The 23,505-nt window shown below is 38.4% G+C and carries 18 protein-coding genes, 3 pseudogenes and 2 other annotated features; of the genes and pseudogenes, 15 read left to right on the forward strand and 6 right to left on the reverse strand.

Annotated features, from left to right (window positions below):
- Nucleotides 1-204 precede the first annotated feature (204 nt).
- Genes KW850_RS19080 through KW850_RS19090 form a run of 3 tightly spaced genes read right to left on the reverse strand, consistent with a single transcriptional unit; the run spans nucleotide 205 to nucleotide 2,700 of the window.
- The gene (locus KW850_RS19080) at nucleotides 205-1,377 is read right to left on the reverse strand and encodes an acetoin utilization protein AcuC (protein ID WP_218349359.1); all 1,173 of its coding nucleotides are present in this window, start codon (nucleotides 1,375-1,377) and stop codon (nucleotides 205-207) included.
- Nucleotides 1,374-2,021, reverse strand: coding sequence for an acetoin utilization AcuB family protein (locus tag KW850_RS19085; protein WP_218349360.1), 648 nt, complete (start codon nucleotides 2,019-2,021; stop codon nucleotides 1,374-1,376). The genes KW850_RS19080 and KW850_RS19085 overlap by 4 nt, the downstream gene beginning before the upstream one ends.
- Nucleotides 2,022-2,067: 46 nt before the next feature.
- The gene (locus tag KW850_RS19090; protein WP_218349361.1) at nucleotides 2,068-2,700 is read right to left on the reverse strand and encodes an N-acetyltransferase; all 633 of its coding nucleotides are present in this window, start codon (nucleotides 2,698-2,700) and stop codon (nucleotides 2,068-2,070) included.
- A 221-nt stretch (nucleotides 2,701-2,921) separates the two neighbouring features.
- Between KW850_RS19090 and acsA the strand changes: the two genes are divergently transcribed.
- Nucleotides 2,922-4,640 carry an acetate--CoA ligase gene (gene acsA, locus KW850_RS19095; RefSeq protein WP_218349362.1) on the forward strand — a complete coding sequence of 573 codons (1,719 nt, stop codon included), beginning with the start codon at nucleotides 2,922-2,924 and terminating at the stop codon, nucleotides 4,638-4,640.
- Between the two features lie 474 nt (nucleotides 4,641-5,114).
- Here the strand turns inward: acsA and KW850_RS19100 are convergent, their stop codons facing one another.
- Entirely contained in the window at nucleotides 5,115-7,940 is a 2,826-nt protein-coding gene (locus tag KW850_RS19100; protein WP_218349363.1) for a transglycosylase domain-containing protein, read from the reverse strand.
- A 145-nt stretch (nucleotides 7,941-8,085) separates the two neighbouring features.
- Nucleotides 8,086-8,305, forward strand: a binding site (T-box leader).
- A gap of 47 nt (nucleotides 8,306-8,352) precedes the next feature.
- Between KW850_RS19100 and tyrS the strand changes: the two genes are divergently transcribed.
- Both tyrS and KW850_RS19110 read left to right on the forward strand, forming a co-directional pair.
- Nucleotides 8,353-9,606, forward strand: a complete 1,254-nt coding sequence (tyrS, locus tag KW850_RS19105) for a tyrosine--tRNA ligase (RefSeq protein ID WP_218349364.1) — start codon at nucleotides 8,353-8,355, stop codon at nucleotides 9,604-9,606.
- A 118-nt stretch (nucleotides 9,607-9,724) separates the two neighbouring features.
- On the forward strand, nucleotides 9,725-9,913 hold the full coding sequence (locus KW850_RS19110; protein ID WP_218349365.1) for a DUF6954 family protein: 189 nt from the start codon (nucleotides 9,725-9,727) through the stop codon (nucleotides 9,911-9,913).
- 172 nt (nucleotides 9,914-10,085) lie between these two features.
- Here the strand turns inward: KW850_RS19110 and KW850_RS19115 are convergent, their stop codons facing one another.
- Nucleotides 10,086-11,333, reverse strand: a complete 1,248-nt coding sequence (locus KW850_RS19115) for a cation:dicarboxylate symporter family transporter (RefSeq protein WP_218349366.1) — start codon at nucleotides 11,331-11,333, stop codon at nucleotides 10,086-10,088.
- A 209-nt stretch (nucleotides 11,334-11,542) separates the two neighbouring features.
- On the opposite strand from KW850_RS19115, the gene KW850_RS19120 reads away from it, so the two are divergent.
- The 5 genes and pseudogenes from KW850_RS19120 to KW850_RS19140 form a co-directional block, all read left to right on the forward strand.
- Nucleotides 11,543-12,772 carry a sensor histidine kinase gene (locus tag KW850_RS19120; protein WP_256358331.1) on the forward strand — a complete coding sequence of 410 codons (1,230 nt, stop codon included), beginning with the start codon at nucleotides 11,543-11,545 and terminating at the stop codon, nucleotides 12,770-12,772.
- A 6-nt stretch (nucleotides 12,773-12,778) separates the two neighbouring features.
- Nucleotides 12,779-13,705, forward strand: a complete 927-nt coding sequence (locus KW850_RS19125) for a response regulator (protein WP_218349367.1) — start codon at nucleotides 12,779-12,781, stop codon at nucleotides 13,703-13,705.
- Between the two features lie 251 nt (nucleotides 13,706-13,956).
- Nucleotides 13,957-14,192: a binding site (T-box leader), on the forward strand.
- A gap of 59 nt (nucleotides 14,193-14,251) precedes the next feature.
- Nucleotides 14,252-15,601: an amino acid permease gene (locus KW850_RS19130; RefSeq protein ID WP_218349368.1), complete on the forward strand. Its 1,350-nt coding sequence runs from the start codon at nucleotides 14,252-14,254 to the stop codon at nucleotides 15,599-15,601.
- A gap of 500 nt (nucleotides 15,602-16,101) precedes the next feature.
- On the forward strand, nucleotides 16,102-16,698 hold the full coding sequence (locus tag KW850_RS19135; RefSeq protein ID WP_218349369.1) for a GNAT family N-acetyltransferase: 597 nt from the start codon (nucleotides 16,102-16,104) through the stop codon (nucleotides 16,696-16,698).
- Between the two features lie 258 nt (nucleotides 16,699-16,956).
- Nucleotides 16,957-17,424: pseudogene (locus KW850_RS19140) on the forward strand (hypothetical protein); the annotation flags it as partial.
- A gap of 122 nt (nucleotides 17,425-17,546) precedes the next feature.
- On the opposite strand, the gene KW850_RS19145 reads toward KW850_RS19140, so the two are convergent.
- Nucleotides 17,547-17,693, reverse strand: a complete 147-nt coding sequence (locus tag KW850_RS19145) for a hypothetical protein (protein WP_218349370.1) — start codon at nucleotides 17,691-17,693, stop codon at nucleotides 17,547-17,549.
- A gap of 189 nt (nucleotides 17,694-17,882) precedes the next feature.
- Here KW850_RS19145 and KW850_RS19150 point away from each other — a divergent pair.
- The 7 genes and pseudogenes from KW850_RS19150 to KW850_RS19180 form a co-directional block, all read left to right on the forward strand.
- A pseudogene (locus KW850_RS19150) lies at nucleotides 17,883-17,993 on the forward strand (NAD(P)-dependent oxidoreductase); the annotation flags it as partial.
- Between the two features lie 105 nt (nucleotides 17,994-18,098).
- Nucleotides 18,099-18,701 carry an NAD(P)H-dependent oxidoreductase gene (locus KW850_RS19155; protein ID WP_218349371.1) on the forward strand — a complete coding sequence of 201 codons (603 nt, stop codon included), beginning with the start codon at nucleotides 18,099-18,101 and terminating at the stop codon, nucleotides 18,699-18,701.
- A 377-nt stretch (nucleotides 18,702-19,078) separates the two neighbouring features.
- Nucleotides 19,079-20,041 (forward strand): tRNA dihydrouridine synthase, encoded by a 963-nt coding sequence (locus KW850_RS19160; RefSeq protein ID WP_218349372.1) that lies wholly within the window; start codon nucleotides 19,079-19,081, stop codon nucleotides 20,039-20,041.
- Between the two features lie 696 nt (nucleotides 20,042-20,737).
- The gene (locus KW850_RS19165; RefSeq protein WP_218349373.1) at nucleotides 20,738-20,926 is read left to right on the forward strand and encodes a DUF4017 family protein; all 189 of its coding nucleotides are present in this window, start codon (nucleotides 20,738-20,740) and stop codon (nucleotides 20,924-20,926) included.
- A gap of 182 nt (nucleotides 20,927-21,108) precedes the next feature.
- On the forward strand, nucleotides 21,109-21,390 hold the full coding sequence (locus tag KW850_RS19170; RefSeq protein WP_218349374.1) for a hypothetical protein: 282 nt from the start codon (nucleotides 21,109-21,111) through the stop codon (nucleotides 21,388-21,390).
- Nucleotides 21,391-21,563: 173 nt separating this feature from the next.
- Nucleotides 21,564-22,403 (forward strand): annotated as a pseudogene (locus KW850_RS19175) (transposase); the annotation flags it as partial.
- Between the two features lie 498 nt (nucleotides 22,404-22,901).
- On the forward strand, nucleotides 22,902-23,111 hold the full coding sequence (locus KW850_RS19180) for a hypothetical protein (protein WP_218349375.1): 210 nt from the start codon (nucleotides 22,902-22,904) through the stop codon (nucleotides 23,109-23,111).
- The last annotated feature ends 394 nt before the right edge of the window (nucleotides 23,112-23,505 follow it).

Genomic DNA, 23,505 nt, shown 5'->3' on the forward strand with positions numbered 1-23,505 from the left:
ATGGGTTGGCCGGAATTGGTCAACCCATTTTTTTATTATGCTGTTTTCGCCTTAATTGTTGTTTTTTCGTAAAAAGTTTATTCACCCGTATTCCCAGATGTATCGTGGCATCTTTTCGTAAGAACTTTTGCAAGAATCGCTTAGGAATAATAGTAATAACAATTATTTTGATTCAATAGCAACAAAGTTTACTAAAAGAGCCTTTTATAATGATTCACTTTTTTGTTGACTTCGAATCGGGTAGAGAGCTGTTTCAAGGGTTAATAAATTCTTTTCGGTAATCTCTGCTTTTCTTGGGATGGGGGTATATAAGTTTTTAGGATCGTCCCATTCTTTCGGTAAAACAACGGAGGAATCCTTTTGCCAGGAATCTACCCATTGACTCGGTAAACTTCCATAACAATTTGAGTTTTCCGTCATTTCAAGCCAAATAAGGGCCCATGCTCTCGGGACTACCCGCCAAATATCATAACCGCCGCCGCCAACAGCAATCCATTTCCCGTTACAATATTTATGGGCAATTTCGTGGGCAAGTTTCGGTATTTCTCGATAGGTTTTCATGGTTGATGAAAGGTGCGTCAATGGGTCCAAATAATGGGAATCAGCACCGTTTTGAGTTAGAATCACATCGGGTTTAAAAAACTCAGCTACTTCTCTAAGCGCATGTGTGTAGGCGTAAAGCCACGATTCATCTTCGGTAAAGGCGTCTACGGGTATATTAAATGAATAACCATAGCCTAACCCTTGACCGCGCTCATTTACATTCCCGGTACCAGGAAATAAATATCTGCCAGTCTCATGAATCGACAGAGTACATACGTTTGGATCGTCGTAGAAGGACCATTGAACCCCGTCTCCATGATGGGCATCCGTATCCACGTATAAAACACGAGCATTATATTTTTCTTGTAGATATTTAATGGCGACCGAACTGTCATTATACACGCAAAAACCTGATGCTTTTCCCCTGAATCCGTGATGTAATCCTCCGCCTAGATGGAGAGCGTGAAGGGCCTTCCCCGTCATAACTTGATCGACAGCTGTTAATGTTCCACCAACAAGTAAGGCGCTCGCTTCATGCATGTTAGGGAATATAGGGGTATCTTCTGTCCCAAGACCATAGTTTTCTGCTATTTCTGGCGGCAATTGAGCATTCCCTGCTTTTTTTACTGCTTCTATGTAACTGCGATCGTGAATTAACGCTAACTCATCATCAGTAGCCATTCTTGGCGGAATGACATCTTCAGGGTTAAGTGCAGCCATCTTGTCTAATAAGTCCACTGTTAACTTGAGCCGGAATTGATCAAAAGGATGATGATTGCTGAATTTATACTTCAGCAGTTCATTTGAAAAAACAAAGGAACATTTATCACTCATATTGAAATCCCCGGAAGATTTGGCCACAGCACTTGAAAGCCAGCCTGTTTAAGGTCTTGTATCAAAACTGTAGGATTCATAGTCTGTAATCTGATTACAAGTATTTTATACTGATTATCCAATTGATCAGGATAGACGAGGACACTCAAAATATTTGCTTTCCGATTTTTAATCACAGTGGTTATTTCACTAAGTTTACCGGCAAGATTGGGGACCTTGATCTCAATTTGTGACCCTGGTTGATGAGCACCGGTTAATTCCACCAATGTTCGCAGTATATCTGTTTCAGTCACAATTCCAACTAATTTGCGGTTATTTATGATGGGAAGACAACTGATTTTATGCTCATAAAATAGACCGGCAACTTCTTCGACAAAATCGAGTGGATGCCCGGTTATAACGTTTCGTTCCATAATAGCGTCAAGCGGCTTTTTCATATCTTCCGGATGCTCATTCGCGTGGAAAATCGATGGAGTTGCCTCATGGATATTTGATACTGTGACAAGACCCACTAAATGTTTTTCTGCGTTGATAATTGGGATATGGCGAATTTTTCTTGACTCCATTAATTGAATCGCATCAGCAATGGTATCTGTTGGTAGAAGTGTTGCAACATCGGCTTTCATGATTTGTTCGATTATCATTGGAAAATCCTCCTTACCTACGCAAGTATCCTTAAACACTAATAAGTTAATACATAAACCGGTTCATAAATCGCAGCCGGTCAAATTTTTGGATGGTTTCCCTATCAATTCTTTTTCCCATCCTGGCCATGAGACAGTTGGCAGGGTGCGAGCAAATTTCAGGGTCATCGGTGGCATACCATTCAAGGCCGCCTGCATTCATCATCTTTTCCATAATTTTACGGTACTCCCACACATTCAATTTGGTTCCTTTTAAATCCCAATGCCAATAATACTCAGTTGTGATGATGAGGTAATCTTCCATCGCGTCATCCATCATAGCAACTATTAGAAGGTTTTTACCTACTGAACAGCCTCGATATTGTGCAATGACTTCGATGGCCCCTAATTCGATTAAATTTTCTATTTTGCCTTCTGACCATCGTTCAAGCGGATCAGGATAGAGAAAGGTTACATAACCAACAATGATATTTTGATGTCTGGCAATAATAATTCTGCCTTCCGGAAGTTTTGCAATTCCAACTAAAGCCTGATGCTGCTGTGCAGGAGGGCGGAATGCAACTAGGTCATCGTGGAAGTCATAACCAGCTAGTTTATCTGCGGTAATTGGCCCTTCAACTATTAGGGAACCATGAGGTGTTTTTAATTGTTTAGCATTGTATGTTTTTTTGTGTTCCATACGGTCACCTACCTTGGGAAAATCTTTCTTATTCTCCATTCTATTATACATAAAATCTAGCAAGGAAAAGTTACTTCACAAAATTTTCAGTTATATAGGGTCATTTTCAAGATGTTTAATATAAAAAAAAAAAAAGTGTATATAATTTACTTTTTAAAAAATTGTGAATAGTTTATATTTGTACTATAATATCTAAAATAAGGTCCAAAGGGGGAGATTGAATGAAAGTGGAAGCGTTGCCAGTTGTGCAAGGGGATCATAATCTAGTAAATTATCAAGAAAAGTACAAGAACTTTGACTGGAGGGAAACGGAAAAGGAATTTGCCTGGAGTGAAACAGGTCTTGTCAATATGGCTTATGAGGCCATTGACCGTCACGCAAAAACGTTCCGAAAAAACAAAGTAGCCTTATATTATCGCGATGGTTTCCGAAATGAGAAGTACACCTTTAAGGAAATGAAAGAGCTATCTAACAAAGCGGGCAATGTGTTAAAAACTTTCGGAGATGTCGATAAAGGCGACCGAGTCTTTATTTTTATGCCGCGTTCACCTGAACTTTACTTTACCGTACTAGGTGCTATTAAGCTTGGTGCAATTGTTGGTCCTTTATTTGAGGCCTTCATGGAAGGGGCTGTCAGGGATCGCTTGCAAGACAGTGAGGCGAAAGTTTTAGTTACCACTCCTGAACTGTTGGAGCGTGTTCCTGTTCAAGACCTGCCTTCACTAAAGCATATTTTCCTGATTGGAAAGAATGTAGATGAACAGGGACGATATATTGACTTTTTAAAAAGATTTGAAGCCGCTAGCAAGGACCTTCAAATTGAATGGGTTGACAGAACCGATGGTCTTATCCTGCATTATACATCCGGATCAACTGGGAAACCGAAGGGCGTGTTGCATGTACATAATGCCATGATTCAGCACTATCAAACTGCAAAGTGGGTACTCGATCTAAAAGAGGACGATGTATACTGGTGTACAGCAGACCCAGGCTGGGTGACCGGTACCTCTTACGGTATCTTTGGGCCATGGTTAACAGGATCATCGAATGTGATTGTAGGAGGGCGTTTTAGTCCTGAATCTTGGTATCAAATGATTGAAGACTTCGGGGTAACTGTCTGGTACAGTGCACCAACGGCGTTCAGGATGTTAATGGGTGCAGGCGATGAATTGGTTAAGAAATTCGACTTAAGCAGCCTCCGTCATGTCTTAAGTGTGGGCGAACCTTTAAATCCTGAGGTGGTTAAATGGGGGGCAAAGGTATTCAACAAGCGAATCCATGATAACTGGTGGATGACGGAAACTGGCGCTCAACTGATTAGTAATTATCCTTGTATGGAGATTAAGCCAGGTTCGATGGGGAAACCAATTCCAGGTGTTCAGGCAGCGATTGTGGATAATCAAGGGAATGAACTTCCGCCATATCGGATGGGGAACCTAGCGATTAAAAAAGGCTGGCCTTCCATGATGCATACGATTTGGAATAATCCTGAGAAGTATGAATCTTACTTTATGCCAGGTGACTGGTATGTATCTGGGGATTCAGCGTACATGGATGAAGATGGCTATTTCTGGTTCCAAGGACGTGTGGATGATGTGATTATGACGTCAGGGGAGCGCGTGGGACCGTTTGAAGTAGAAAGCAAGCTTGTCGAGCATCCTGCGGTTGCTGAAGCCGGTGTAATCGGGAAACCAGACCCAGTACGGGGGGAAATCATTAAAGCCTTCATTGCGCTTAGAGACGGCTACTCTGCAACAGATGAACTAAAAGAAGAAATCCGTCAATTTGTTAAAAAAGGATTGGCCGCCCATGCAGCTCCACGTGAAATCGATTTCCGTGATAAACTGCCGAAAACAAGAAGTGGTAAGATTATGAGACGCGTGTTGAAGGCATGGGAACTAAATCTGCCAACTGGTGACCTTTCAACGATGGAAGATTAATAGGATATTTTTTCCTAAGGAAAGACGATGACACGAGCCAGGCTATACGCCTGGCTTTTTTGCGTTTATTTAGTAGGTTTTTTGATGGGATGTTGGGTTAAAAAAGAAATAGTGGCCGATAAAATCGTCAAAGCGGCAGATAAGATTAGAAAGGGGCCGATAAAGTAGAGAAAGCGGCAGATAAAAATCAAAAGTGGCCGATAAAGTATTCAAAGTGGCAGATTAAAGGCTTTATGTACTGCATTTTTCAATATAAATGAATAATGTCATACAATTTTTTAAAAAAATAGGCTCTGTTAAACTTGTATGTTGATTTCCGCTACAGGCGCTGGCGGTCCTGGGAGCCTCCTCGTCGCTGCGCTCCTGGAACGTAGATCAGAAGGTGCCAAAATCAACAATAAGCTTTAACATAGCCTAAAAATAAAAAACAAAAAAACCCTCACCGAAACATTAGATTTCGATAAGGGTTTTTGGTTATGGGGTAGTTGTAGGATCGGTCGGTACAGTTGGTTGAGATGGAACATTTGGGTCATTTGGTACAACTGGTATAGTTGGAACTGTTGGTAAGATGACCCCAGCATCGACAAGATTCGATGGGGCTGACTCCTTGCCGGCAATATCAACTGCCGTTACATAATAGGAACCCGTACCGACTTTTAAGGATCGTTTAGAACCATTAACCACACTGCCTACTTTTTTAGCGCCTTGATAGATGCGGTAACCGACAACATCATTATCCGCTGATGCTGACCAGGTTAAGGTGTTTCCTTTTGCTTTTAAGCTAACACTATCAGGATTCTTTCCGTTATCAAACATTTTAGCGGTAGAAACTAGAACTTTCCCCCATCGATCCTTCTGAGGTATCAGTTGACTGTAATTATGGAAGTTACTTCCAACCATTCGTTTAATAAAATCTGGATTCAAGATAAGGCCAAATTGGGAAAACTCTTTTGGCGTGGAATCTAAGGCCAAATATTTTCTGGCGCCTATCTTCACAAAGCTACCTTCAATTAAGCTATCATCCACTTTAGTTGGTACATTATTGACATTAAAGTAATCACTTTCAATTAAACCAGCATTTGAACAAGCCGCTGATGGAAGCATTCCAGAAACAGCACAATAAGAGCGTTTCACGATTCCCTTTGGCATTTTAAATGATTTCTTTGGGGCAATTAGATCCGGTTTAATTTTATAGGCGGCGTTCATTAACTTTGCCCATAAGTTATTGGTGCGTGCACTATAGGACATTCCTGATGTCTGGAGCGATTTTGGTGTATCATACCCTCTCCAAAGACCAAAGGTGACATTAGGGTTTGAAGCTACGAACCAGGAGTCAATATATTGATTTCCTGTCCCTGTTTTTCCAGCCCAGTCTGCACTAAAGTTTAATTGGCTTCTAACTCCAGCAGCAGTCCCCATTTTAACAACGTCTCGCATCATATCAATGGTTAAATAGGCTGTTTGCGGTTTAAAGACATTAACAGGAGTAACTTTATGCTGATAGATTACCTTGCCGCTTTTATCAACAATTTTATCAATCATATAGGCATCAATGAATTTTCCATCGTTAGCAAAGGTACTGAATGCGTTTGTATTTTCTTCGATCGTTACCCCATTTGTCATTGAGCCAATGGAAGTAGCTAGATTTGTATAATCGTCTTTTCTTAATGAGGTAAATCCCATTTTTTCAAGATACTTGGCAGGCCTTTGATCAACGATACTCTTGTAAAGTTTAACGGCAGGTACGTTATAGGATTTCGCCATGGCATATCTTGCTGAAACTAGTCCACTGTAGCGATAGTCATAGTTTTGCGGCCAAGGTGCATTACTGCCGGGATTTAGGCTTAACGCTACGTTTGGCAGCGGTGTGCCTGGAGCTGCTTTTCCTAACTCAATCGCTGGAGCGTAGACAAGGAGTGGTTTCATGGTAGAACCGTTTTGTCTAATCGCACTGGTGGCATGATTGAGTTGTTGATCATCATAATTCCTTCCAGCCACAAAACTGATAATCTTTCCTGTTTTGTTTTCGATTAGTTCTGCTCCTACCTCAGCAGGTTCCATAACTGTTTTGATTTCGCCAGTTTCAGGATCCTTTTTTTCCTGAGGTTTATCAGGTCCGTAATATTGATAATTATCCTTTACCTTTTGCATGGCATCATAGATTTTTTTGTCAATCGTCGAATGAATCTGGTATCCATTTTGACGCAAAGCATTTCTAGCTAAAATTTGATATTTGTAGGCTAGATTATCATCGTTCTTTAACTCTTTTTCTGAAATCCCATCATCTTTTGCTAAAACAGTAGTTAAAACTTCAATGGAACGCTTTTCAATTTCAATCGTTAGCCACGGGTATTTTTCCAGTGGGTTTGGAACGGGTTTGATAAAATCTTTTTTAATATCGTAGGCAGAGGCCTCCGCATATTGCTTTTGGGTAATATAACCTCCGTCAAACATTCTCTTTAATACTGTTTTCATCCGTGTTAGACCCGGTTCAAGATATTTTGTTTCTTTTATGGTCCCTTCTCTTGTGAAAGGAGTATATCCGAATGGGCTTTGAGGTAAACCAGCAATGAAGGCAGCTTGTGGCAGTGTTAAATCACTTGCCTTTTTACCAAAGATTCCTTTTGCTGCTGCTTGGACACCGGCAATATTTCGTCCAGATGAATTTCTTCCTAACGTAGACACGTTCAGATATGCTTCCAAAATTTCTTTTTTATCAAAAAATTTCTCTAAACGAAGGGCTAGTAATATTTCACTCGCTTTTCTTTGAAATGAAACCTCATTGGTTAAGATTTGATTTTTTATTAATTGCTGTGTTAGTGTACTACCGCCGGATTGAACCGCAGAGTTTGTCACTTCTTGGAAGACAGCCCGAAATACGGCTTTTGGCACGACACCTTTATGCTTGTAGAAGTATTCGTCTTCGGTTGCAACAACTGCGTTCACCAAATAATCGGATACATCGTCTAGTTTTACTTCTTCACGTTCTAAATCTGTACGGAGTTTTCCAAGATATATATTATCAGCAAAATATAACTCAGATGTTTCCGTGTAGTTATAGATATCCTTTTTCATGTTGTCATAGGAACGGACAGGTTCATCTTTAACAAGTGAGGCAAAATAACCAGCACCGACTCCTGTAGCAAATGATCCACCTAGAATTACCACTGTTAATACAAGGAGAAACAGGTTCCAAACGACTTGATATGTGATTCGTGCACTTTTAACCGTTTTTTTATGGGTAAATATGTTCAGTCCGGATTTTGCTTTTTCGATCCATACTTGTAATTTTTCAACCATCTATAGTATCACCTCATCTAAAATCATGTACATTATAGCATATTGAAGGTATAAAAACTGACAAAGTTCTACATTTATCTGAAATTTCCAGTTATGTTTGACAAGGAACTATAATTATGGTAAAAAAAGCTATACATTAATTTAATAAATAGCTATGAAGGGAACCAACTGTAGTTCTTCTATCCCTGTTTGTAGAGAGTCAGCGGTGGTGCAAGCTGATACATATAGAAGAATGAATTACGTCCTTGAGCTTTCTCTGTGAAAAATTGATTGACAGTAGCGGAGAACGGTCTAAGCCGTTAATTTTTTGAGTTGGAGGAATGTTCCTCAAGCTGGGTGGTACCGCGTAATTTTACGTCCCTGCATTTATGCAGGGGCGTTTTTATTTTTTACAAAATTGGAGGGAATATTTATGGATTTGTTACAAGATTTGGCATGTAGAGGAATTATTTACCAGCAGACTGATGAAGAAGGTTTGAAGGATTCATTAAGTAAGGAACAAATTTCATTATATTGCGGTGTCGACCCAACTGCAGATAGTATGCATATCGGCCATTTACTGCCGTTTTTAACATTAAGGCGATTTCAACAGCACGGACACCGTCCGATTGTACTTGTCGGTGGAGCAACAGGCTTAATTGGCGATCCAAGTGGAAAAAGTGAAGAACGAAAGCTGTTAACACTTGAAACTGTTCAAGATAATGTAGCAGGTATCAAGAAGCAACTCGAATCTATTTTCGAATTTGAAGGCGAAAATGGGGCGATCATGGTTAATAACTATGATTGGGCAGGGTCAATGGATGTCGTTACCTTCTTGCGTGACATTGGAAAACATATCGGTGTCAACTATATGCTTGCAAAGGATACCATTGCATCAAGGCTTGAGACAGGTATTTCATTCACTGAATTCACCTACACCATTTTACAAGCGATGGATTTCCTGCATTTATATGAGCATCACAATTGTAAATTGCAAATTGGTGGAAGTGACCAGTGGGGGAACATAACCTCAGGGTTGGAATTAATCCGCAAAGTACAGCCAGAAGGTTCGAAGGCATATGGGTTAACCATTCCGCTTGTTACAAAAGCAGACGGTACAAAGTTCGGAAAAACAGAAAGTGGAGCGGTTTGGTTAGATCCTGAAAAAACAACACCTTACGAATTCTACCAATTCTGGATTAATACCGCTGATGCTGATGTCGTTAAATACTTGAAGATTTTCACTTTCTTAGCGCACGAGGAGATCGAACAATTAGAAAAAGCTGTTCAGGAAGAACCGCATCTTCGTAAGGCCCAAAAGGTATTAGCAGAAGAAATGACTCGTTTGATTCACGGGGATGATTCCTTACAACAGGCTATCAAAATTTCTCAGGCGCTATTTAGCGGAGATGTAAGAAACCTTTCAGCTGCTGAAATCGAGCAGGGCTTTAAAGATGTACCAGCGTATACTTCACAAAATGAGGAGAATTTGGTCGATCTTTTAGTTGCGGCGAAAATTTCTCCATCTAAGCGTCAAGCACGTGAAGATATTGCTAATGGAGCAGTCACTGTTAATGGCGAAAAAATCACAGATACCGCTTATGTACTAGCGGAAACAGATCGGATCGAAGGACAATTTACGATTATTAGAAGAGGTAAGAAGAAGTACACATTAATCAAATACTAATAGAAGAAGGGCTTTGGATTTCAAAGCCCCTTTTTTGGCTGCAACAGAATCCTTGTAACAACGTGTTAAATGTATTCGTCTAATATACAAAGGAAATTGTTAGCTGGGGGTGAATCAAGTGAAATTTTTACTACACTTCATATATATCATTCTCATCGCTTTAGTGACATTTTTCGGATTAGGTCCTGTCTTATTTGCAGACGGTGTTTTACAAGAAAGACTTTGGACTGCCGCTATTGTTATCGTTATCTATATCATACTAGCGTATTTATATCGGAAATCAATCCAATGGGTCAATCGACGATAGAAAAAGCCCCGGTACCAACGTGCAAAGATAACTTTATGGATACGCTTCTTTTGCCAAATGTGAACAGACCTGATAATACACGTTCTACTCTATCTCTAGAATATTATTTATAAAAACCAAAAAGGCACAACTAGCTATTATTCACTAGTTGTGCCTTTTCCAATATGACCGCTTATGCAGCTTGTTCTTCGAGGTGTTCTTTGACTTTATGACCTTCCCATTTTGTGATAACAATAGCTGCTAGTGAGTTACCAACAATGTTTACACATGTACGGGCCATGTCCAGCAGCCTGTCTACGCCTAAAATAAACGCTAAGCCCTCGACTGGAACACCGACACTTCCTAAGGTTGAAAGCAGGACGACAATTGAAACACCAGGGACACCTGCAATCCCTTTTGAGGTAACCATTAAAATAAGAACTAATGTAATCTGATGTCCAATGCTCATATGAATGCCATACATTTGTGCGATGAACAGTGCTGCAATCGCCTGATACAAGGTTGAACCATCGAGATTAAAGGAATAGCCAGTCGGAATCACGAATGAAGTAATCCCTTTCGGACAACCGATTCGCTCCATTTTTTCCATAATTTTTGGAAGGACGGTTTCCGAACTTGCTGTGGAATACCCTAAAATTAATTCGTCTTTCAGGTAAGCTAATAGCTTAAAAATATTATAGCCGGCTATTTTCGCAACAATGCCAAGGACCACAATAACAAAGAATATCATTGCGCCATAAACGGTAATAACCAATTTTCCGAGCGGTATTAATGATTCCAACCCAAATTTCGAAACCGTAACCCCAATTAAGGCAAACACCCCAAATGGAGCAATCTTCATAATCTGATTGGTTACATAGAACATCGCATCAGCAGTACCCCTAAAAAAGGCGATAATCGGCTTGCCTTTTTCACCGATTGCCGCAACGCCAAGTCCAAACATTACGGAGAAGAAAATAATTGCCAACATGTCCCCATTTGCGATCGCCTGCACCACATTAGTCGGTACGATATTCACAAGTGTATCAATTTTGGAGTGTGACTCCGTTGCTTTTTCAGTCGTTACATAGGAGCTGATGTCCGATTTAACGAGTTGTGAACGGTCCACGCCTGTCCCCGGATGGAAAACATTGGCGATTAACAAACCAACAACGATTGCGATCGTTGTAATAATTTCAAAATAAAGTAGCGTTTTTCCGCCGAGCTTCCCTAACGATTTCATATCGTCCGTCCCGGCCACACCGACAACAAGGCATGAAATAACAATCGGCACGACAATCATTTTAATTAATCGTAAAAAGATGTTTCCAATCGGCTGTAAAAATTGCTCAACATGCGGATTTCCGAAAAAAATTGCACCCACAATAATCCCAAGAATTAAACCAATAAAAATTTGCCATGCTAAACTAATTTTTTTCACTCGCTTCTCTCCCATCGATAAGTTTTTTGATAATATTAAAGTAGAATATAGCCTGTAAACGTTTTCAACATTTACATCATACCTGTAGTACTACGATAAACTACAAAAAACTACAAAATGGATTAAAAATATTTTTACAATTTATAATATTTTTTTTACGATAGAAAGGGAGTGTTTGTATTCGCGATAAATTATTAGCGTATTTATTTATGATTATTGCTGTGCCCATTACCGGCGAATTAAAGTTTTACCCCTTAAGTGGTGCTGATTTAAGATTCAGCATGAGTACAACTGTATTCTTTTTCATTTTGTTATGGTCACGAAAAATCCATCCCGTTTTAGCCGGTTTTTTAACGGGATGTGTGGTTGTTTGTTTTCGGATTATTCTGGACAAGGTGCAGGTTGGCTCATTCAATTTCCCTATCCATTTTCCCGTGTTTTTTTATTACATGGTCTTCGGCATGTTTTTCCATATTTTCAAGGTAAAGAAATTGTATCATCGGCCGCTTCTCATTGGTCTGCTTGGCATGGTGCTCGAAATCATGGGGAATGTTACCGAAATGACCATTCGCCATTTTACAACCGATATGAAAATGACAACCTCGAACTTCTTGATTATTATAGGGGTAGCGATCATCCGCAGCTTCTTTGTCCTCGGTTTTTTCAATACCATCTTAGTGCGGGAAACCAGGTTGGCTGAAGAGCAGCAAAAAAAGCGGACCGAAGAGGTTTTACTATTAGTTTCAAATTTGTATGTAGAAATGTTTCAATTGGAAAAATCAGCGAAAGATGCGGAGAAGTTAACCAGCGCCTGCTATGCAATTTATCGTGATTTAAAAGCTCTAAACAATCAGAATCAAGCGCAAGCGATGCTGAAAATCGCCGGGGAATTACACGAGATTAAAAAAGATAATCAACGTATATATGCCGGTTTGTCCAAATTAATGGCCAAAGAAAAATTAGATGATTTTATGAACATTCAGGAAATCATTTCTGTTGCAACCATCTCGAATAAAAATTATAGTGAGTTGCTCGGGAAAACGATTGATTTCCAGGTAAGAATTTCTGGTGAACATCCGGAGTACCGCACTTTTATCCTCCTGTCCCTAATCAATAATCTTGTCGCCAATGCTGTGGAAGCCATCTATCAGGAGGGGCAGATTGTAGTAACGGTTGAAAAGGTTCAAGACCTAGTCAAAATAACGATAAAGGATAATGGAAACGGGATTTCTAAAAAAAACAAAGTGTATATTTTTGAACCAGGCTTTACGACGAAATTTGACCAAGCCGGAATCGCTTCTAATGGAATTGGTCTATCCTACACAAAGAATGTCATTGAAAATCTTGATGGAAAAATTAACCTGATTGAGTCTTCAAAGGAAAAAGGAACAACCTTTGAAGTTCAGCTTCCGGTTGTAAATTTAATGAGAAAGGGGTGATTTACGGTGAAATTTTTTATTGTCGATGATACCCCCACTATCAGAGGGATGTTATCCAATATTATTGAAGAAGAGGGATTGGGTACGGTGGTGGGGGAGGCAGCCGACGGGGCTGAAGTAGATGCCCATACCCTGGATGTACAGGAAGTTGATATTCTGATGATTGACCTGCTCATGCCCATCAGGGACGGGATCGAGACAGTCAGAGAAATTGCTCCTTCCTTTCGGGGGAAAATCATCATGATCTCCCAAGTCGAAACGAAGGATATGATTAGCGAAGCGTATTCCCTAGGTGTCGAGCATTATATCACAAAGCCGATTAACCGGCTTGAGGTAGTAAGTGTCATTAAGAAAGTATGTGACTATTTGTTACTGGAAAACTCACTTCATAACATTCAAAAGTCATTAAACTTTTTAACTACGCACAATACAAAAAACCGGCTGTTTGAGAACACTCTCCCAAGTAAACAACCTTTGTTTCCGTCCTCTGCCAAAAGCATCTTGCTTGAACTTGGGATTATTGGCAAAAACGGAGAAAAGGATTTGTTGGATCTTCTAGAAATTTTACATCAATGGGACATGGAGGGAAATCGGGAGCTCCCGCCTTTGAAGGATCTGTATGAGCGGGCGGCCAAAAAGCGGCTTGGTTCGTCCGTCTCTCCGGAGGAAATAAGAAAAGAAGCCAAGGCTGTGGAACAACGGATCCGCCGCATCCTCCAACAGGTGCTCGAGCATCTTGCTTCACTGGGATTAACCGATTATGCCAACCCAACATTTGAATATTACTCATCCAAATTGTTCGACTACACCCAAGTAAGAATGAAAATGCTCGAACTGGAAGGAAAAAACCACACCGCAACAACCCGAATCGACATCAAAAAATTCCTCTATGCTTTACAAATGGAGACAAAAGGCAGACTATCACATATGTAGATTGCTCTCGTTCAAACAAGTATCCTCTTGGGAAAAACAAAAAAGGGCCAGGACGGCCCTTTTAAATGTTTGTAGTAATAGATTTTTAAAAGAATTTTTTCTTAACCATGAATGTCATGAAGAAAATAATCACAAGCAATCCTTTGACTTAAGGTCGTTTCCTCTAATTATTATCCTGGAAAAAATATTGACAAATTTACTTCTCATCAGTATAGTATTGGATATTATAAAAAATATTCAGATATAATTTTCAAAACGCAAAGATCAGGAGTAGTAAAAGCTCATTATTCGGTAAAGAGAGCTGCGGGTTGGTGCAACGCAGTCCAATGATACTTTGAACTTGCCTGGGAGTGGTAAAGCGAAAGATTAGAGTTAATCTATTCTCTGGTTTTAACGATTGACCTTCGTTACAAGGTTTTTAAAGCAGGGTTCGAAAAGAGCCAATAAGAGTGGTACCGCGGTAAGCTTAAGGCATATCGTCTCTTTCTTCATTTGATTATGAAGAAAGAGACGATATGCCTTTTATGATTTTTGGGAGGTTAGGATATGGAAACGGACAAACGGAATTTACAGAGGACAATGACTTCAAGGCATATTACGATGATGGCATTAGGCGGTGCCATTGGGGCAGGTTTATTTAAAGGAAGCAGTTCAGCAATTGATATGGCAGGCCCATCCGTAATAATTGCTTACTTGATAGGGGGCATCATCCTATTATTCATCATGCAAGGTTTAGCTGAAATGGCGGTCCGTAATAGCGGTGCAAGAACATTCAGGGATCTTGTCCAATCTATTTTAGGAAAGTATCCTGCCTATTTCCTTGATTGGATCTATTGGAAAATGTGGGTATTGAACATCACGGCCGAATCAGTCGTTGCGGCTATTTTCATTCAATATTGGCTGCCTGAATATCCAATCTGGATACTGGCATTAGCTGTTTCGGTGTTAGTTACAGCAATCAACTTGCTATCAGTAAAGGTTTTTGCTGAAACGGAGTACTGGCTTGCTTTAATTAAAATTACTGTCATCATTGTGTTCATCATGGCTGGATTATTGTTGCTGCTCGTGACTTTTGGTGATCATAAAGCAGTCGGTTTCTCTAACTTGACTGACCATGGCGGTTTCTTTCCGAATGGATCAACAGGTTTAATCACGGCGATGCTGGTGGTAATTTATTCATATGGCGGTACAGAAATTATCGGGGTCACATTGGCAGAAACGAAAAATCCCGAAAAAGTGGTTCCAAAAGCCGTTCGCAGTACATTGGTCAGGATCATTTCTTTCTATATCATTCCATTTTTCATCATCGTTAGTTTAATTCCTTGGAACGAAGTAAACGGGGTGCCGGAAAGTCCGTTTGTGATGGTCTTTCAAATGATAGGGATTCCAGGTGCTGACCATATTATGAACGCCGTTGTTCTAATAGCGATTATTTCATCGATGAACTCTGGATTATATGGTTCATCCCGCGTTCTGTATACACAAGCCGTGGACGGTCGCATTCCGAAAATCTTTTCAAGTTTATCCAAGAAGAAAGTTCCTGTTTACGCAATATTAATGTGTACTTCCACTTTATTTGGCGGTGTACTGATTTCCTTATTTGCTGGAAGCAAGACCTTCGATTTCCTGATGGGATCGCTGGGATATACCGTATTATTCATCTGGTTGATCATTGCCTTCGCCCATTTGAAATCACGTAAACAACAGCCCGGAAAAACAAGTGCTTATTCAGTTAAATGGTTCCCGTATACGACTTGGGCTGCGATCATCGCTTTAATTACGATCCTGATCGGAATCATTTTCACGACATCCATCATTGTAACGATCATTACACTTTGCATCTACATCTTTATTACCTTAACGTATGTATGGAAAAGACGCCTTAACAAAATCTAGCAGAAGTGATAATTAATAATAATCTAAACCTAGTATCCCTCTTTCAAAAAAATATTAATCGACTAACGGGTGCGTATGTTAAGGATGGGATTGCTGCGGCGACCCCATTTTCTTATTCGACTAACGAAGCATGTTAGTTGAATAAGGTTGTGAATAGGTAAGGTTATTTTCTGAAAATTGGATAGTAGCAAATTTAAAATATTGCTATAGATTTCATCAAATGGTACACTTATAATACGAACTATTTGAATTTTCTCATTTAAAAACATATCAGACATACAGATTCGAGTCTTTAGACAGTCGCTTAAAGAGCTATCTTTAAGCCGTTCTAAAGGCTTTTTTGTTGTTCCCGCAAGTTTGAACGCTAGTAAAAATCATTAAATTATTGGAGGTGATTGAATGAAACTTGCCTTGCAAAGGCTGCGAAGGAATGTGTTGCGGTGCCGTCCTAACTCAAATGAACGAAAGAATATTCTGTTTAAAAAGGAGACAGTAATACTATGATTATTGAAACAGATATATCTCTAGAAGGAAATTCAATTTCGCTTATTCCTCTCGAGGTGAAGCATAAGGAACAATTATTTGAAGCTTTAAAAAGCCCTGAAGTATGGAAATATTCCTGGCGAAAAGTTACCACAGTGGAGGATATAGAGCAAATATTAATGATAGCTGTTAATAATAAAAAAGACAGGAAACATATACCTTTTATTGTTAAGGATAAACTGAAAGGTCAAGTATTAGGGACAACTCAAATTTGTGGTATTGATAAAGTAAATCGTAATGTGGAAATAGGTTGGACTTGGCTTTCACCAAAAGTTTGGAGAACAAAAGTAAACACAGAATGTAAATTCTTATTACTTAAGTATTGTTTTGAAGAATTAAAAGTAAATCGTGTCCAATTTTCAGTTAGTGGAGAAAACTTACGTTCTCAAAAAGCTGTTGAACGAATAGGAGCAACAAAAGAGGGAACTTTTCGTAAACATAGAGTAAAGGCAGACGGAACCATTCAAGACAATATATTTTACAGTATTATTGATGATGAATGGGAGTCAGTAAAAGAAAGATTGATTTATTTAGTAGAGAAAGCATACTGTTAGTCTCACCTCTTCTTTTTTTATCATTATTCTATTGAGAAGAGGCTTTATTATGTTTAACTATCAACTTGATTCAATATTGGTCCAATTAGGCCCGGACCTTTTTCATCACTTGATTCTGAATAATATTTCACTTATTTCTCAAAACAAAAACAATAAATAATTAAGTAGTCGTTGTTCCAGATTTTTATATTACACCTGATGGAACAAATTCTTTTGGAAGACCCTATCCTTTTATGATTTATCGAAATATGGAAGCATTCCGTAAAATTCCTACGACGACATCTCTATGAAAACTGGGATTCCCTTCGGGAAGCTTTGAGAACAGGTAACTATCAACCTTTCCCTGTTCGCCGTGTCGAAATTCCGAAACCAAGTGGAGGGATAAGGCTTTTAGGCATACCAACTGTGACAGACCGTTTCATCCAACAGGCAATTGCCCAAGTATTAACCCCAATCTTTGACCCAACCTTTTCTGAAAACGAATGGATAAGAAGAAGGCTCAGAATGTGCGAATGGAAGCAGTGGAAGAAACCTAAAACCAGAGTTAGAAAACTAATTGGTTTAGGTGTACCTGATTACAAAGCACATGAGTGGGGCCATTCCAGAAAGAAATACTGGAGAATCGCATGTAGTCCAATATTACACAAAACCCTCGATAACTCTTACTGGAGTCAACGAGGGTTGAGAAGTCTATATAATCGTTATGAAATTCTGCGTCAATCTTAATAGAACCGCCGTATACCGAACGGTACGTACGGTGGTGTGAGAGGTCGGGGGTTAGTCACCCCCTCCTACTCGATTGGTATTATTCTATCCAATATCCATTTCATTTTCTCTTCTTAAGATTCTTATCTCAATTCATCCCAATATAAAAAGACATACTCTGGTTCATGCTCTTTTTTCAACTCATCAATACTTGCTATTATATCTAAAGTTTTCTGTTTATTCGTTTGTAAAGTATTACTAGCGTTCTGTTTTAAGCTCTTTTCATCCATGATATACACTCTCCTTTTTAGCATAGTTTGTGCCCTGCCCCTCTTCTTATTCTTGTTTTGCAAGGAATGTAATCAGGTGAAATATCCAAAATAAAAGAAGAAAAATGGAATGTATTATGAAAATCAGCTTACCTAGTTCACTTTAATATGTATGTCTTATGGTGCTTTGTTCATTTCACACGTGCAAATAGAGGCGAAAGCTATATCAGCTATGCCGATTATGCAATCGCTGTTTTAGATGAAGTTGAAAATCCACAGCATAAAAACGAACGTTTTTCTGTCGTTGGCGAAGCAGAATGATTTTAAAGGATCAGAAAAGTAAAAACTATCTTAAAGTATTCGAATAGCTTTGTCTTACACTATTAATTGATTGAAGTATATAAATTATTCGGAGGTTGTCTAAAGATGAAACATTTAATTGTTTACGCACATTCAAACCCTCAAAGTTTGAACCATTCCATATTAGAAACGACAGTTAGTACATTAGAGAAAAACGGTCATGAGGTTGTTGTCCGTGATTTGTATGCACTCGATTTTCAACCTGTTCTGAAACCAGCAGATACGAATGCTATGAAAGCTGGGGAAACTCCTAAAGATATTAAAACAGAACAGGAATTTATCACTCAGGCAGATGTTATCACATTTATTTATCCTATTTGGTGGACAGGACTTCCTGCTATCCTTAAAGGATATGTTGACCGTGTATTCTCCTATGGCTTTGCTTATGCTTATGGTGAAGAAGGTATCGTTAAGATGCTAGCAGGCAAGAAAGGTTTCATCATCAATACACATGGGACTCCAAAGGAGTATTATGATGAGATTGGTATGACTGAAGGATTGAAAATTACGTCTGATGTTGGTATCTTTGGGTTTGTTGGCATTGAACCTGTAGGACATTTACTTTTTGGAAGTGTTGGTTCTCTCGATGAAGTAGCGTATAAAGGGATGTTAAAGGAAGTGGAAGAAAAGATTCATTCCTTATTCTCACAGCACGAGTTGACTAAATAAATCTTTAGGCTGCCTAATAGGCGGCCTGTTTTATTAACATTAATTTTAAAAGACTTTATTGAAAGATCCTAGTTATTGGTCCGATATAAATAAAATTACGATAAGGAACAGCATTAGAGAGAAGCAGTTGATATAGAAAAAATCTATACCATCTGCTTTTTTGTTTATAAAAATACCATTCAGGACCGATTTTCGTTAAAATAAACATTGCCGATGTTCACAATAGTTTTTCACAAATCATAAATGTACAAATGTACTTTTGTTTGATAATAAGTTATTAAGCATGATATAAGTGTATAAGAAATGGAACATTTGGCTTTATATTTTTTGACCTAGAGTTTGAAGTTGTATCCATAGTGAGAGGATTTGAGTTTGAAATGATAGATAATTTTTGGCGTGATTTACCACGACCATTTTTTGTACTTGCACCAATGGAAGATGTGACAGATGTTGTTTTTCGTCACGTAGTAAGTGAAGCCGGTCGACCGGATGTATTTTTCACAGAGTTTACAAACTCGGATAGCTATTGTCATCCGGAGGGCATGAAAAGTGTGCGTGGCCGTTTGACTTTTACAGAAGATGAACAGCCAATGGTGGCTCATATTTGGGGGGATAATCCCGAATATTTCCGACAAATGAGTATTGGTATGGCAGAGCTAGGATTTAAAGGTATCGATATTAATATGGGCTGCCCTGTACCGAATGTGGCATCGAGAGGGAAAGGTAGTGGCCTTATTCTGCGTCCAGAAGTTGCGGCAGACCTTATTCAAGCAGCAAAAGCGGGCGGACTGCCTGTCAGCGTGAAAACACGACTTGGCGATAAGGATGTAAATGAGTGGGAGGAGTGGCTTACGCATATTTTAAAACAGGATATTGCGAACCTTTCTATTCATTTACGGACAAGAAAGGAAATGAGCCAAGTAGATGCGCATTGGGAGCTCATTCCGGAAATCAAAAAATTACGTGACCGTATCGCACCAAATACGCTACTAACCATCAATGGAGACATTCCTGACCGTCAAACTGGGCTGCAGCTTGCTGAACAATATGGTATTGATGGCGTTATGATCGGACGAGGTATTTTTAAAAATCCTTTTGCCTTTGAAAAAGAGCCAAAAGAACATAGCAGTAAAGAATACCTTGATCTTTTAAGACTGCAGCTTGATCTTCAAGATCAATATGCGGAAGTACTGCCACGTTCCATCACAGGGCTTCATCGCTTTTTCAAAATTTATGTCAAAGGATTCCCTGGAGCTGCTGAATTAAGAAATCAATTGATGAACACGAAATCAACAGATGAAGTGCGTGCATTGCTTGATAACTTCGGAAAAGAATGTTGATGGGACGGGGACAGTGAAATGATGTAACTCTCAAAAAGTTAGAGAAAAAATGAATCACATCAACTCATATGTACTTATTTTATTCAGTTTCAAGTTCCTTCGCAGCCGGCAACTTTTGTTTTGTTAAAGTCTGTTTTCTGAAAGAAAAAGGTCTCAAGAATGTAATAAACCCACCAGCACCCTTATGTTGCCACATACACTCTACACATTGTTAGGCTGTGGCGAAAATTGAATTGGTATGAAAGTAACAGCCTTGTCCATTAGCGATAAGGCTGTTTTTCCGTAATTTGAGTGGTATCAGTAAATGTCTTTCTTTGCGTCTTTACTAATAATATTACGGAGTTATTCCCAAATATATAGATTATCCTCCTGGATGGTATCCAATAGGGTATGGACTTGATGGTTGCAGTCTAGTTATTAAACCAGATACTGAGAATAAAGGTTCAATTTATTGGTTAGATAATGGTGGTACATTAGATGATTCAAACGGCTATTTAAACTTTAATTTGATAAATGATTTGATTAATCACTTAGCTAAACTATGGATACTTGAGTTCAAGAAAGTTAAGCTGGCGGCACCCCCTTTTTCTTATTCGACTAACTGGCAGATTTGTTTAAGAAGACCTTATGGAAAATATTTACAATATCGGTGATATTTGTTACAATTGTGTAAAATTACACTAAAGGTGATGTGCTATGAAAAAAATAATTCCGCCAATATTATCCTATATAATTGTTTGTATAATTGCAGTCTTCTTTCCTGCATCAGAAGGCTATAATAATGTGGGGTGGAAATTGTTTGTTGGACAAATTTATGCAATTCCAGTTTTAATAGTAGTTGCTTTGGTCACGTTTTATCTAAACAAAAAACTTTCACATTATTAAAATTAAAAAGAGTTATCTAAATAGAAGTAACGAGTGCGTTTCTACAATAAGTGGAGACGCTTTTTCTTATTCAAGTAACGGGGCAATTTAGTTTAAGAAGGATTTCGATTGATTTGTATAGAATTTAAATTGAAAATACTTGAAATTTTTAGGAGATCAAATGAAAAAAGAGGTGTTGATATTTGAAAATAGGAAATGAATTAATCACTTGGAGTAATTTTCATTGGGTTGGGTTGTTAATTTGGATATTTGTATTTATTTCACTTCTATGTTTATGGCTTGGAATTAATAAGAGATCTGGATGGTTATTGTTATTAAGTGCTTTAACGGTTTTTCCGATGGCATTTTATTTGTTTGGAGCCGAAAACTGGATAAAATTTGTGATATTAGTTCCAATCGTTGAAGTCATTTTAGCTATTGTGTTTTGGGTCCGCCCAAACAAAAATAAAGGAATTGAATCGTAAACATAACTTTATATAATGGTAACGAGTGCCAGTGTTTATTGGTTTGGTTGCATCGGCAACTCTTTTTTTATTGAATTAACTGAGCAGTTTAGCATTCCTGTAGATCGTTAAATATCAGGTTTGAAAAAAATAGAGCCCCTCAGTAAGATACGAGTATAGAGTCCAATCTAAAATCATCAGAATCATTTGAGAAGCTTAGAGTGTTAATGTCTAATCGTGATGTGATTGTAAAACGTCTCGTAATGTCTATTAATCAAATAAATCGATGGGTAGATGTTGTCTTTCCAGAGCTGAGACAAGTGTTTAAAAATGTTTCGTGCAAAGGAGCCATCGCAACCCTTCGTTTATTTCCAACTCCAGATGAAATATCTTCAATGGAGTCACTAGATGTCCAGAGGGGATGGAAGTCATTAATGAAAAGACAACCAGGACCTAAAAAAGCTCAATTACTGATCAATCTAGCAAAATCTTCTATTGGAACTGGGCAGGTACTTGATGCTTATAAATTCCATCTAGAACAATTATTAGAAGAATATGACCTCGCTGTAATACAACTCGAAAGAGTTGAACAACAAGTTAAAGAAGTTCTCAACAAAATACCATTTGCAAAAAAACTACTTATGATTAAAGGAATAAGTGAAATTTCATTAGCTGGGATATTAGGCGAGTCAGGAGGTCTAAGTGGATTCTCCCACGGAAACTCTCTATTACGTCATGGGGGATTACATCTAACAGAGGCAAGTTCAGGCAAATGGAAAGGTCAGATTGTCATTTCAAAGCGTGGAAGGTCAAGACTACGACGCTTCCTCTACTTAGCAACTATGAGCCTTGTGATGAATAACCCTGAGTTTAAAGCAGTCCATTCCCATAATGTGAAGGTAAAGAAGATAAAGAAACTGAAGTCAATCATGAAACTGATAGGTAAACTAGCAAGGATTTTTATAGGAATAGCACGACGAAACGAGTCTTACTGTCCAAATAAAGTCCAAGTATTAATCCCTTTAGCAGCATAGAAATAAAACTTTAGTTTTATAAAATATATCATATAAAATAGTTAACTTTAATTTTGAATGTTGTCTTATTCGTAGGATTTCAAATATGTAAGAGTACCAGGTTTATTCAACAAAAGGGCACTGTGACCCATCAGTTTAGCATAACTGGCCTCCACCCCTTGGAAAGGCATGACGAAGGAATGAGAGGGCAATTGACCCGTTGAGACATGGGAGGGAAAGTCTCCAAGGGCAGAGTGGAGATGTGCATAATATGGTAAAATATGGAGTATTAGCCGACTCCTTTATTTAACTATGCCTGGAAGGCATTAACTATCCCTCGAAAAAAATAAATAATTCTTCAACTACCTGGGTGCGATAGCTAAACAAGAGCAATCGCTTTTTCACTAACGAAGCAGTTTAGTGGAAGAAGCATTAAGATATTTTTGTTATAATATGGATAAAAGTTGGTAGTGCAGGCTACTGGTTAATTTTAAAAGACTTTATTAAAGGAGGTCCACAATGGAGGTAATTTTAGCAAGTGTGTTTTCAGCTATCATATTATTTATTACTGTCTTTTTTATGATGAAGGTATTCAATATCGCCTTTAAGAGGAATGAAATATCACTTCGGAAATGCATTATTTTTTCTACTTCTTCAATTGTAATTGGTTTATTAGTGGCAAGCGTTTTACCCTTTGGTTATCAAAAAATAATTGATTACGTTAACTAACTTCTTCTTTAAGAAAGTCGTTCCTAATCGAGGTATTTCATAGATTATAAATCAACAATAAAAATTAACACTTAAGCTAACGGGCGCGGTTCTTCAATAGCGAGGGATCGCTTTTTCCTTCTTCAAGTAACGGGGCAGATTACTTGAAGAAGGAATTTTAAATAAGTGTTATAATTTGGTTATGAAATTATATATTTTTTAAAGATTTAGTTGAGGAATGAACATTGATAAATATTGGGGACATTATTTTTCAGTTATTTACATTACTTGTACCCGTGGCTTTTATTGTTTTTATAGTTCTATTTGTACGGTCTACAAAGAATCGAAATGAACGTCTAAAAAGGATTGAAGAAAAAGTAGATAACTTAAAAAATAATAATTAATTCTTTTATTT

This window comes from Bacillus sp. sid0103 (assembly GCF_019219025.1).

Bases quoted from the DNA above. Each gene is read 5' to 3' on its own strand.
- KW850_RS19080 (WP_218349359.1), bottom strand. From the start codon at position 1,377: ATGAGTGATAAATGTTCCTTTGTTTTTTCAAATGAACTGCTGAAGTAT.
- KW850_RS19085 (WP_218349360.1), bottom strand. From the start codon at position 2,021: ATGATAATCGAACAAATCATGAAAGCCGATGTTGCAACACTTCTACCA.
- KW850_RS19090 (WP_218349361.1), bottom strand. From the start codon at position 2,700: ATGGAACACAAAAAAACATACAATGCTAAACAATTAAAAACACCTCAT.
- acsA (WP_218349362.1), top strand. From the start codon at position 2,922: ATGAAAGTGGAAGCGTTGCCAGTTGTGCAAGGGGATCATAATCTAGTA.
- KW850_RS19100 (WP_218349363.1), bottom strand. From the start codon at position 7,940: ATGGTTGAAAAATTACAAGTATGGATCGAAAAAGCAAAATCCGGACTG.
- tyrS (WP_218349364.1), top strand. From the start codon at position 8,353: ATGGATTTGTTACAAGATTTGGCATGTAGAGGAATTATTTACCAGCAG.
- KW850_RS19120 (WP_256358331.1), top strand. From the start codon at position 11,543: ATGATTATTGCTGTGCCCATTACCGGCGAATTAAAGTTTTACCCCTTA.
- KW850_RS19130 (WP_218349368.1), top strand. From the start codon at position 14,252: ATGGAAACGGACAAACGGAATTTACAGAGGACAATGACTTCAAGGCAT.
- KW850_RS19135 (WP_218349369.1), top strand. From the start codon at position 16,102: ATGATTATTGAAACAGATATATCTCTAGAAGGAAATTCAATTTCGCTT.
- KW850_RS19145 (WP_218349370.1), bottom strand. From the start codon at position 17,693: ATGGATGAAAAGAGCTTAAAACAGAACGCTAGTAATACTTTACAAACG.
- KW850_RS19155 (WP_218349371.1), top strand. From the start codon at position 18,099: ATGAAACATTTAATTGTTTACGCACATTCAAACCCTCAAAGTTTGAAC.
- KW850_RS19160 (WP_218349372.1), top strand. From the start codon at position 19,079: ATGATAGATAATTTTTGGCGTGATTTACCACGACCATTTTTTGTACTT.
- KW850_RS19165 (WP_218349373.1), top strand. From the start codon at position 20,738: ATGAAAAAAATAATTCCGCCAATATTATCCTATATAATTGTTTGTATA.
- KW850_RS19180 (WP_218349375.1), top strand. From the start codon at position 22,902: ATGGAGGTAATTTTAGCAAGTGTGTTTTCAGCTATCATATTATTTATT.